This is a genomic window from Pedobacter ghigonis, assembly GCF_903166585.1.
In the GTDB taxonomy this organism is placed as follows: domain Bacteria; phylum Bacteroidota; class Bacteroidia; order Sphingobacteriales; family Sphingobacteriaceae; genus Pedobacter; species Pedobacter ghigonis.
Genome location: NZ_CAESCM010000007.1, coordinates 92,419 through 103,621 on the forward strand (window position 1 = coordinate 92,419; position 11,203 = coordinate 103,621).

The 11,203-nt window shown below is 38.9% G+C and carries 13 protein-coding genes; 4 read left to right on the forward strand and 9 right to left on the reverse strand.

Annotation, left to right across the window (positions count from 1 at the left end):
* Positions 1-45 precede the first annotated feature (45 nt).
* The gene (locus HWV58_RS11935) at positions 46-1,221 is read right to left on the reverse strand and encodes a DUF3095 domain-containing protein (protein ID WP_175634317.1); all 1,176 of its coding nucleotides are present in this window, start codon (positions 1,219-1,221) and stop codon (positions 46-48) included.
* 158 nt (positions 1,222-1,379) lie between these two features.
* Here HWV58_RS11935 and HWV58_RS11940 point away from each other — a divergent pair, with 158 nt between their 5' ends.
* Entirely contained in the window at positions 1,380-3,782 is a 2,403-nt protein-coding gene (locus tag HWV58_RS11940) for a TonB-dependent receptor (RefSeq protein ID WP_175634318.1), read from the forward strand.
* Between the two features lie 60 nt (positions 3,783-3,842).
* Here HWV58_RS11940 and HWV58_RS11945 read toward each other — a convergent pair whose 3' ends face one another.
* The 5 genes from HWV58_RS11945 to HWV58_RS11965 all read right to left on the reverse strand — a co-directional run bounded on the left by HWV58_RS11945 (position 3,843) and on the right by HWV58_RS11965 (position 6,716).
* On the reverse strand, positions 3,843-4,349 hold the full coding sequence (locus HWV58_RS11945) for an RICIN domain-containing protein (protein ID WP_175634319.1): 507 nt from the start codon (positions 4,347-4,349) through the stop codon (positions 3,843-3,845).
* A 28-nt stretch (positions 4,350-4,377) separates the two neighbouring features.
* Positions 4,378-4,575 (reverse strand): hypothetical protein, encoded by a 198-nt coding sequence (locus HWV58_RS11950; RefSeq protein ID WP_175634320.1) that lies wholly within the window; start codon positions 4,573-4,575, stop codon positions 4,378-4,380.
* A gap of 103 nt (positions 4,576-4,678) precedes the next feature.
* On the reverse strand, positions 4,679-4,999 hold the full coding sequence (locus tag HWV58_RS11955; RefSeq protein WP_175634321.1) for a hypothetical protein: 321 nt from the start codon (positions 4,997-4,999) through the stop codon (positions 4,679-4,681).
* A gap of 131 nt (positions 5,000-5,130) precedes the next feature.
* The gene (locus HWV58_RS11960; protein WP_175634322.1) at positions 5,131-5,427 is read right to left on the reverse strand and encodes a Dabb family protein; all 297 of its coding nucleotides are present in this window, start codon (positions 5,425-5,427) and stop codon (positions 5,131-5,133) included.
* 77 nt (positions 5,428-5,504) lie between these two features.
* Complete coding sequence (locus HWV58_RS11965) at positions 5,505-6,716, reverse strand: glycosyltransferase family 87 protein (RefSeq protein ID WP_175634323.1); 1,212 nt, start codon at positions 6,714-6,716, stop codon at positions 5,505-5,507.
* A 206-nt stretch (positions 6,717-6,922) separates the two neighbouring features.
* Between HWV58_RS11965 and HWV58_RS11970 the strand changes: the two genes are divergently transcribed.
* Positions 6,923-7,147 (forward strand): DUF3606 domain-containing protein, encoded by a 225-nt coding sequence (locus HWV58_RS11970; protein ID WP_175634324.1) that lies wholly within the window; start codon positions 6,923-6,925, stop codon positions 7,145-7,147.
* An 11-nt stretch (positions 7,148-7,158) separates the two neighbouring features.
* Positions 7,159-7,332, forward strand: coding sequence for a hypothetical protein (locus HWV58_RS11975; protein ID WP_175634325.1), 174 nt, complete (start codon positions 7,159-7,161; stop codon positions 7,330-7,332).
* 59 nt (positions 7,333-7,391) lie between these two features.
* Here HWV58_RS11975 and HWV58_RS11980 read toward each other — a convergent pair whose 3' ends face one another.
* On the reverse strand, positions 7,392-8,333 hold the full coding sequence (locus tag HWV58_RS11980; protein WP_175634326.1) for an NADP-dependent oxidoreductase: 942 nt from the start codon (positions 8,331-8,333) through the stop codon (positions 7,392-7,394).
* An 87-nt stretch (positions 8,334-8,420) separates the two neighbouring features.
* Between HWV58_RS11980 and HWV58_RS11985 the strand changes: the two genes are divergently transcribed.
* A complete protein-coding gene (locus HWV58_RS11985; RefSeq protein ID WP_175634327.1) occupies positions 8,421-9,272 on the forward strand; it encodes an AraC family transcriptional regulator in 852 nt (283 codons plus the stop codon).
* Between the two features lie 41 nt (positions 9,273-9,313).
* On the opposite strand, the gene HWV58_RS11990 is transcribed toward HWV58_RS11985, so the two are convergent.
* Both HWV58_RS11990 and HWV58_RS11995 read right to left on the reverse strand, forming a co-directional pair.
* Positions 9,314-10,459, reverse strand: coding sequence for a serine hydrolase domain-containing protein (locus HWV58_RS11990; RefSeq protein ID WP_175634328.1), 1,146 nt, complete (start codon positions 10,457-10,459; stop codon positions 9,314-9,316).
* Between the two features lie 26 nt (positions 10,460-10,485).
* A complete protein-coding gene (locus HWV58_RS11995; protein WP_235972721.1) occupies positions 10,486-10,938 on the reverse strand; it encodes a VOC family protein in 453 nt (150 codons plus the stop codon).
* Positions 10,939-11,203 lie beyond the last annotated feature (265 nt).

The following is an 11,203-nucleotide window of genomic DNA, read 5'->3' on the forward strand; positions in this document are numbered from 1 at the left end:
TCAATTAATCAGACAACTAATACATTTAAATGTTTGAGCAAGTGCTTAAATACTACCAGTTGGAGTAAGTCTTTCGCGTATTTTCTGTTTTAATACACCGGCAGCGTTTGTATAGCCTCCTTCTGCCCCATCCACAAAATGAATATGCTCATCTTCCAGATCGCGTACATAGCACGACATAATCGACTCGCCACTTACATACAAACCATACAATATTGAATTATCTTGTTCCAGTTTATTCAGTTCATCCTGTAGCGCCAAGCGTTGCTGCGCAGTTCCGGTAATTACCGTATTGATCCGGCCATCTATCACCAGGGTATCCGACATTTCTACCAGTTGTTTCAGGTATTTTTTACCGCTTGCTGTACGTAGATAGATGTAGCTAAACATATTTATCGCCCACGATTTAATAAATTCAAATATCCTGACTTTACCAAAACGGTGTTTCAACTCCTTGCCTAAACTGTTAAAACTTGTTTTAAAGATCAGTTTGGGTACCGAAATGGGTTGTCTTTTTTCAGGTGCACCATAAATCTCGTCGAGGTGTTGTACTACCTTGCTAAATACCTCAGCCTGATGCTCGCATTGTTGTGCTACCACAATTAACGTTACTACCTCTTCGCTGTTCTCGGGTGGTTCAATTTTATCCCACCTGCATTGCATGCCACTCAAATCAATATCGTTAGCCGCTACGTCCTGTGTCGCTAGCAGGTAGTTTTCGCCTTTAATCAGCTGTTCGGCATGGGCCAGTCCATCACCTAAAACTATGGGAATTGAAAACGTTTCGCTGCTGCTATACCGGCTAATTTGAAGGTGATGACCAGCTTCATAAATTTCATCAACCGCCATTATACCCGCCCTTAAGTCGAGGTCGAAACCTTTCAGGGTATTTTCGCGGTATTTTAACAATGATTTCATTACCTCCGATACCATATCGGGCGGTACGATAAAAGTTGCACCATCGCCACCAAAGAAAAACGGGATAAGGATATTGGCTTTAAAAGCAATATTAAGTACAGCTACTATACTCCCGGTGGCAATAAGGTTTACATTTTCGTGCTGACCTGCTTTTACAGCCGCCGTAGAGTTTTTAATGTCGGTAATAATTACCTGCCAATCGGCCGGTACTGGTTTAAACAAATTATTGTGAACCAGCAATTGGGCCAAAGCCATTTTATTAACTGGCAGGTTAGCGTAAAAATGATCGGTATTATCTGACATAAAATTGGCTTAACAGGCTAAATATACGGATTTGGAAGCGATCTGTTTTTCAAAAACTGCATTCCTGATAAGTCTTATTTAGAATAAATAAAAATAATTTTGGTAATTATGTACAAAAACATTTCCTTTGCGGCAACTAAGAATTAATCTAAATAAAGATGAGTAAAAAAATTACCCAACTATTAACTTATGTGGTGGTAGTGTTGCTTTTTGCTGGCAATGTTATGGCCCAATCTAAAAACGGATCTATCTCCGGATCGATAAAAACCAGCGATGGTAACCCTGCTGCTTATGTAAGCGTTGGTTTAAAAAATACAACAAAAACTACCCAAACAGACGAAAAAGGAAACTACACCATTAAAAATGTAGCTCCGGGCACTTATACCTTAAAAACATCGGCGGTTGGTGTATCAGCACAAGAAAAACAGGTAACAATTACTGCTGGTCAAAGTACCAGTGCTGATTTTTCTTTAGCACAATCTTCTTCTCAATTAGATGAAATTGCTGTTAATGGTTATAAAACCCCAAACCGTAAACCGGTAAACCTGGGTAAAATCGCCATTGCACCTATGGATTTGCCACAAGCTGTGCAGATTATCGGTAATCAAGTGATCACCGATCAGCAGGTTAATAGTCTTGGCGACGTAATGAAAAACGTTAATGGTGTTGCCCTGGGTGCTAATCGCGGTGCTGTTGGCGAGAACTTCTTTGCCAGAGGATACAGCTTAGGGAGCAATAACATTTTCAAAAATGGTGCAAGAACCACTATTGGTGGTAGTCCGGAGGCGAGTACCCTGGAATCTGTAGAAGTTTTAAAGGGAAGTGCTGCCTTGCTTTATGGCGGTGTAACCGGTGGTGCTGTAGTGAACATGGTAACTAAAAAGCCAAAATTTGTAAACGGTGGCGAAGTAAGTATGAGAACCGGTAGTTACGATCAATATAAACCCACTATCGACCTTTACGGACCAATTTCTAAGAAACTTGCTTTCAGAGCGATCGGAACTTACGAAAACGCAGGTAGTTTCAGGGATTATGTAAAATCAAAACGCTTTTACATTAATCCATCATTACTATACAAAATAAGTGATCAGACAGAAGTTTTGGTTCAGGGCGATTACTTAAAAAGCGATTACACCCCTGATTTTGGTGTAGGATCGGTTAACAGCCAGATTGTAGATTTTGGTCGCGATAAATTTATTAATGCACCATGGGCTTATAACAAAACCAATACTACTACAGCACAAGCTAATTTAACGCATAACTTTAACGAAAACTGGAAATTAAGCGCTATCGGATCGTTCCAAGCTTATAACCGTAATTATTACGGATCAGACCGTATTCAAGCCAATACGGCAGGTATTTCGGCGCGGAACCTTTCTAGAGCATTGAGTAAAGAATATACTTACAACCAGCAAATTAATATTAATGGTAGTTTTAGCACTGGAAGCATTAAACATACTGTGTTGTTTGGTGTAGATGCGGATCAATCTAGAGTAACCAGCAATGCATTCGCATATGGTAAAAATGCTCAAGGTGGATACATTACAACTTTCAACTATGGCAACGTTAACGTATTCGACGAATCTACTTATTACGGTTCTGGTATAATGCCTGAAGCATTCAGTACAACAAGGACCCTTGCCCCTATCTACAGATATGGTGCTTTCGTACAGGATTTAATCGAAGTAACAGAACAGTTTAAGGTATTAGCCGGATTGCGTTATACCGACCAGAAAAATGCCAGCTCAAGAGCTTTAAATTTAGAAACAGGCATTACTGCAGGAGGTGCAACCAAATTTGATGATGCGCTTTCACCTAAACTGGGATTAATTTACCAACCCCTTAAAAGTACTTCAATGTATGTAAGTTATGCCAATAACTTCATTCCGAATACTGGTGTGGATATCAACAACAATGCGCTTCAGCCTTCTATGGTTAATCAATACGAAGCTGGCGTTAAAAACGATTTCTTTGGAGGAAAGTTATCAGCTAACGTAACTTATTACAAAATAATCAATAACAACGTAGCTCAGGCAGCTATTCTTCCTGACGGAACAGTAAGTACGGTATTTAAGCAATTAAACGGCGAAACAACAAGTGATGGTTTGGAAGTAGATGTAAACGGAACAATTGCTAAAGGACTTAACTTCTTATTAGGCTATAGCTATAACTTTATGCGCTATACCAATACTGCAGATGTAACCGGAATGATTGAAGATGTACGTTTAGTAGGTACTACCAAAAATACAGCCAATGCAACCTTATTCTATACTTTCCAGGATGGAGCAGTTAAAGGCCTTAAATTGGGTGCATCAGCATTCTACACTGGTAAACGTAATGGCGGTTGGAATGATGCTAAAAATGCGACTGCACTAAGATTAATTCCTTTAAGCGCTTTTACTACGATAGATTTCTCGGCAGGCTATAGCTGGAAAAGATTCTCGCTTCTTGCTAAAGTTTCGAACATCACCAACGAGCTAAACTATTTTGTTCACGAAAACTACAGCGTTAATCCAATAGCGCCACGTCAATTCGTAACTACTTTATCTTATAAATTCTAATTAATTACATTAGTTATAACAGAAAGGGCTGGATTTAATCAAATCCAGCCCTTTTTATTTTCACATAGTTGGAGCCTGCGCGTATATGGTCCACTGCTGCTCTTTATTCCCGCTTTTTCTGCTGAGGATAACCGGCAAATTTACTGTGCCTTTCTTATCGCCTGAAGTTAAATAAAGTTCAGTGCCCTTAAGTTTAATCCAGTAAATATTTTTACCGGCTGGTTCGAAATCAAATTGCTGATTACTGCTTGCCGTGCTAAGGACTTGTTCTTCTAAAGCAGCTGCTGTGGTATCGCCTCCTGCTTTGGGTTGAAATGTTTTACCGGTAAACAGGTTCTTTAACTGGTAGGTGTTGCCCTCAACCGAAATAAAATTCCAGGTCATGCATTTCCAGTTTTGTGGCGGATAAGCTACCAGCGGTGTTCCGTTTTTGTTACTGGCATCTTTAACACGTAAAAGCATACCGGTTTCTACATTTTTAATCGCATACTTGCCTTTTATGGTTTGCCCCGAAACATAACAATGCATCAGGAGCAATAAGCTGCCGGTAATCAGATATCTTCTCATTAGTACTAATTTAGGCAGCAAAAAAGAATTATACAATAATCAGAATTGTTCCGGATTTGAGGAGTTTAAAATAATAGTGGCATTCGCCTTTTCGGTTAATGATTTCAATATCGCATACTTTACCCGATTTCCCGTACTCATCAGCTAAAAAATCACCTATTTTAATACTATCTAACTGACGTATATTGATTGCGGCCCTTTTAATTAACGTAGCGGTTTTTTCCATGAGATTGTCTTTTAGCATACCTACGTAATCGCAAAAGATTTGGATTCGTATGATATAAAAATACCTAAAAATAAGTACAGAAACTACATGAATGTAAATGTAATCAGTAATGAACAAGTTCATATACCCTTTTCATATATAAAGCTTCCTCAATCTTAACAAAAAATTCGTGCCACTCCGTTCGTGTAAATACCAGGCTGATATCCGGAAACGGAGTTGACAGGATAACCACTTCTCTCCCGTCAGGTGCGTGTTCCAGAAAATCATCGAAAGCCAGCTTTTTGGTGGCCAGATAAAAGGCATCGAACTGGTCGAATGAAAAGTTCATTAAAACGCCGGCCCGCCAGATGTTTATTACACTGCAATTTCTGCATTGTGCGATTGTAATGTTTTCATTTTGAGCCAGAACCGTAGTTTTACACATAAAATAACCTTTAATATTTGCCGATAGAATTGAACAAACATCACATTATTTAGAATAATTCCAAATAATAAAGTTTAATTTTACTTCATAACCGCGTAAAAAAAATGCCAGATTTACATCTGGCATTTTTTCTATTCTGCGTCGTATATCACAACTTTATCAAAATAAACCCTGAACTCATCTAAAAATGCCTTATGCAAAGGGTGAACCTGATAAACATCGTGTGCGGCTAAATCTTCGAATAACAAAAGTAAACTGAAAGTATAAGTAGTATCTACAACTGCACGCTCGATAGGTGCAGGTACGCCAAGGTGAAAGGTTTTAACTACTTCAATGTTTTCTAAAGTTTGTAAACTGTTGCGAAAAGCCTGTTTTTGCTCTTCAGTGGTATCGGCCTTAAGCCAGAATAAAACGTGGTGTGCAATCATAATATAAATTTTCCCAAATATAAGGAAAGCCGCAACAGTTCAATATTTTTATCAGAAAACCTGTTTAAGGTAAATCATCATTTGGTTAATGCAGCAGCCAGTTCAGCTCCTGTATCTTCGGCATAAGCCATATTGCTTTTTGTGGCATTGTAAATGATCCTCAACCATACCAGAAAGTAGGGTAAGCTGATGATGGCAAGCGATAATGGATGTGCTTTGGCATATACCGGAAACAACAGCAAAGGAAAATTACATGCAATTACGAGCAAAACCGGTAGCAATACCTTTTTCATGGCACGATTGTTTTCGTAAACATACCAGATCCCCACTCCTACAATCGAAATAATAAAGGTGCAATCTTCTGCCCCGGTACTAAACAACACCGGAAACAAGAGTACAGAAGCCAGTATCATTAGCTGGAACTTTGGTTTCGAAAAGCGGGCAATGCGCGTAAAGGGGAGCATAAATATCAATGCCCCGACTGAAATAAAAAGCAGGTTAGGGATTTCGGGCTGGTTTAAAATACGTCTGAAGAAACCCATAATCGAAATATCGATACCACCACCCAAAACATTGATATCATTTTTACCAATGAGTGAGGCTTTCCAATCGAGGTAAGCATGCAGCACAAAGCCCGGCGAAGCAAACAACATGGGGGCTACCAGGATAACGACAGACCAGATGATGAGCCAAAGGATAAACTGGGGTTTCTTTTTAACAAAGAAGAAGAAAACCAGGCCTACTATGCCATAGAGTTTAATAAAAGTACCGAGCACAATAAAAAAGGCCGACCAGATATTGTTTCCTTTATTCAATTGCGTAAAACTTAATATAATGAAGGCTGCTGCACCTGCATTAAACTGCTGGTTTAACATCGATTCGATGAGGCAGGGAATGGCAATATACCCGATAATAACCTTTTTTTCGTCGCTTACCGGCAAGGTTTGGATGGCTTTAAACAACAGGAAGCAGTTAAATAAATTCCAGAACAATAAGCCTATACTGTTTGGCATTAAGGCAAATGGCGCAATTAAAACGCTAAATATGGGCCCGTAATGGTTTGCATCATCATGAAATGCCAGGTAGGCAGCATATAACGAACGTTCGTGAAGCAGATTTCTGAAGGTATTTTCGAAAATGAGGTAATTATTAAAACGGTGTGTAACCCACGAATCGATTACAAAAATGAGTGTAACTAGCACCCATAAAAACAATACGAAGCGGTTTTGCTGATAAAATCTTTTATTGGACAAACCGTCAGGTGAAAAGAGGTTAGAATAATTAGTCATTGTAAAAAATACATTACAATACAATAATATCAAGCAAAAATCACATTTCCAATTATTTTGTAGAGAAAATAATACTCCTTTTAGAAATATTTGACCATTATCAAAAAATATTTTGAGATTGGTTTAGCTTAAATGAAAATTAGCTGACAAAACGCAAAAACCAAATCCTTTTCATGGTGTTTCTATCTTAACCAATTTATAAATCAATGGAATATCAAATGACTTCGATAAATGCCAGGAAAGAATTTATCGACATTGCTGACGAGCAAGACCGCCAGTACTGGGCTACGCGTTTGGGTGTGAGCAGCGAAAAACTAAAATCAGTAGTTAAAGCAATTCAAAGTATGGAATTTTCGAAACTGAAGGATTATTTAATGCTTGAAAAAATTAAGGAAGCCAGTACCTATCAACGTTTTGTAAACCCGCAATAATTGGTGTTCTTGTGAAAATTAAGTCCGAAAAGCCCATTACCGATTGTGCACATCTGATTGATTTGCCCACTACAAAAGCGGTTTTTAACCATAAGGTAAAAGGAAATGCTGTTACTAATCCTAAAGCCTGTATCAGGATTTTGAGTGTTCTTTATCCTAAAAACGGCCTGATTAACCTGCTTTAAAACATTGTTATGCAGAAAAGCCCAGCATTTGCCGGGCCTTGCTGGTTTATGTGCGTTTGTTAAAACGTTAACACTACTTTCCCTACTGTTCGCCCTATTTCAATTTGCTGGTGTGCAGCGGCCATTTCTTCAAATGGAAAAACAGCAGATACATGAGAACGGATAGTTCCATCAGCCAATAATCGGGCTATCTCTTCCATATCCTTACCATCTGGCTTAACTCTTATAGTGTAACCATTTATACCCAGGGCTTTTGCCTTTTCGGTTACGGTTTCATTTAAACCTGAAGGGATACTGATAATGGTACCGCCTTTCTTGATTACTTTTAATGAACGGTCGATATAGTCGCCACCCATCGAATCGAGTACAAAATCAATATCTTTAATCACCTCTTCAAAAGGCTGTGCCTGATAATCGACGTGCTCATCGGCACCTAATTCAAGTACAAAATCGCGGTTTGCAGCCGAGGCCGTACCAATTACATAGGCACCAAGGTGTTTAGCCATTTGTACGGCATAATGCCCCACCCCGCCCGCAGCAGCATGTATTAAAACACGTTGTCCGGCCTGTACATTGGCATGTGTGGTAAGTGCCTGCCATGCAGTTAATGCAGCCAGACTTGCCGCTGCAGCATCATTATGACTTACGTTTTCGGGTTTAATGGCGAGTTCATCTGCTTTGGCCACCACATATTCGGCATAGGTGTTACCCAAGCCTGGAAAAGCCAGCATAGCAAACACCTCATCACCTGTTTTAAACCGGGTTGCTTCTGCTCCAATTTCTGTAATGGTACCCGAAATATCCCAACCTAAAATTACTGGCAACTGATCTTTAATCAAACCTGCAATGCCTTTGCCTGATCTTGTTTTTACATCAACAGGATTAATGCTGATTGCACTTAACTTAATCAATACCTCATTAGCACAGGGTACAGGAATTTGTTTTTCGGTCAATTCGAGGTTTTCTACCCTACCAAAATCTTTTAATATTATCGCTTTCATTTTTTATCTTTAATTAATAATTCAAAATTATACCAATAAAACTAAATATATTGGTACATAATTTCTATAATTTGGTATTTTTGCTTCATGCTAAAAGAAAATCTGTACGAGCCTTTCTCAACTGCGCATCTTATTTTAAACGAATGCCCCAAACAGGCACATAAACATAACTTTTTTGAACTGGTTTTTGTGTTAAATGGCACAGGAAAGCAATGCATCAATAACAGCAGGTTTAATTATCATGCTGAGCACATGTTCCTCATTACCCCCGAAGATTGTCATGAACTGATAATTGAAGAAACTTCCGAGTTGTTTTTCCTGCGTTTTAATGATATCTATTTAAAAAATGGTGGCTTACAAACTGAGAATATTAAACGACTGGAGTACATCCTCCAAAATGCCAACCACCAGCCTGGCTGTATTTTAAAAAACACCCGCGACAAGAAGATTGTGCGTTCGCTTATCCTAAATATTATTGAAGAGCAGGCCGAAAAAGACCTGTACAATAAGGAACTGGTACAACAACTGGTTAATACGCTGATTATTATTGTTGCCCGCAATATTGCCAAATACCTCCCTGAGCAGGCAAATGTAGGTACCGAAGAAAAAGCGATGTATATACTGCAATATGTACAACGTAATATCTATTATCCAGAAAAACTGAGGGCCGATATCATCAGTAATAATTTTAGCATTTCGGAAGCCTATTTGGGCCGGTACTTTAAAAAACATGTCGACGAAACCTTGCAACAGTACATTGCCAATTACAAAACGAAACTTATAGAGCACCGTTTGCAGTTTAGCGATAAACGCTTAAATGAAATTGCAAACGAATTTGGATTTACCGACGAAAGCCATTTCAATAAATTTTTCAGAAAGCAAAAAGGCAATAGTCCGAAGGCATTTAGAAAGCTTGTGCAAAACCCTAGCAAAACATAGTTATGAACTGAAGGGGCTTAAACCTACAGTATTACAGGGTTTTATTTGATAAAATGTTTATATAAACAATTGATGGCTTCGCGGCTAAAGTCGGGAAAACCATCGGTGTAGGTTGCATTAATACCATTGGTGATAATTACAAAGCCGAACTTTTGTTTCGGATTAAAAAACATGGTGCTGTACAATCCGTAAGCAGAGCCGGTATGTCCTTTTAATTTAATGCCTGGAATTAAATTATCAGCACTCCGCAGTGCCAAACCATAACCCTCGTTGGCACTTAAAGCGGTTTGCATTAGCGCTGCACTTCTTTTCGAAATGATGCGAACACCGTTAGCTTTACCATAATTCATGTGCATGATCATATAGGTAGCCAAATCACCTGCCGAAATTTTCATTCCACCGGTTGGCGAAAAAACAGGAGTACTGTAACCCATTACATAACCGGCAATTTCGGTTCTTCGTGGGGCATAAGCAGCTGGTGAGGCGGTATAGATTTTGGTATCGGCATGGTACTCATCTAATTTCACAAAACGTGTGCTATCTAACGAATCGACACAGTAACCCGCATAAAGGCCTAATGGCTTTAGTATTTGCTTTTTGATATAACGATCGAACCGCTCGCCCGATTGCTTTTCGAGAATGGTACCAATGAGGTTGAAATTGAGATTGCAATAATCGAATTTTGTGCCCGGCAAATAATCATTATAACATTTGGCCCAGTCTGGATTTTTATCAGGATTAATCACATCGAGGTTCAAATATCCCTGCGAATCGTTTAAACCAGATGTGTGCGACAAAGCCATTTTCAGGGTAATTTTCTGATCAGGAAATTTGGGGTTTCTGATTTTAAAACCAACCAGGTCTCCAAAATCATCATCCAGACTAATTTTTCCGGTCTCAACCAATTGCATGATTGCCGTGGTAGAAAACGATTTTGAAATAGAGGCAATCCTGAAAATATCGTTATTTGCAAGCGGTATTTTGTTATCCAGATCTTTTAAACCAAAAGCCTGAGTGTAAACAACCTTACCCTTTTTAACCACAGCAACAGCAGTACCTACGGCACTGTATTTCTCCATAATCTGTTTCAAATCGGCTTCTACCCCGCTGCTCTGTGCTTTTGATAGTACAGGGATCAACACCAGCAAAAACAGCTGTAATATATGTCTGGGTAAAATCAGTTTCATCGATTCAGGTTATGAAAGAGTTAAAATTATTTCGCGTCGTTTACTTCGAGCCAATGCCCGTCGGGATCTTTAAAGTAAATTTGTTTTACGCCATCAACGCGCAAAGTGATACCTTTCTCCTTACCTGCCCAGTCTTCGAAGTTGATCTTTTTGGTGTTCAACTTTTTTACAAATTCATCAACTGAAAGTACACTGAAACACAAATGCTCGTTCTTATCAAAGTTTTGACTGCCTTTTGCTCCCTGAATTAAATGTAACTGTCCGGCCGGACCCAGGGTAAACCAGGTATGGCGGTTATCGTGAAAAGGCTCAGGAATGATTTTCAGGTTAAAAACACCTTCGTAAAAATCAGTCGATTGCTTTAAATCGCTTACATAAACCGCAATGTGGTTTAGAACAGCGGGAGGATTGTTTTGCGCCATGGCTTTTTGAAAAATAATGGAAAATAGAATAGCGGTGCCCAGGAAAATTTGTTTCATGTTTAAATATGAGACTTATAACTGAATATTTTTAATAAAAGTGATCCCGTCATGGCTTATTTACAAAGGAGGTGCTGGGGAGTGTCAGATGGTAACAGCTGACACCACAATAAAATTTACAAAGATCTTTTACGCTAATCCGTCATTCCCGTGAAAACGGGAATCTTAAAGCATAACATAGCGATCGCTTTACGATTCCCAGTCAAGCTGGGAATGACGGGTTAGGCTTGAGCGGTTCGACTCGATAAATTAAATACTGCATAAT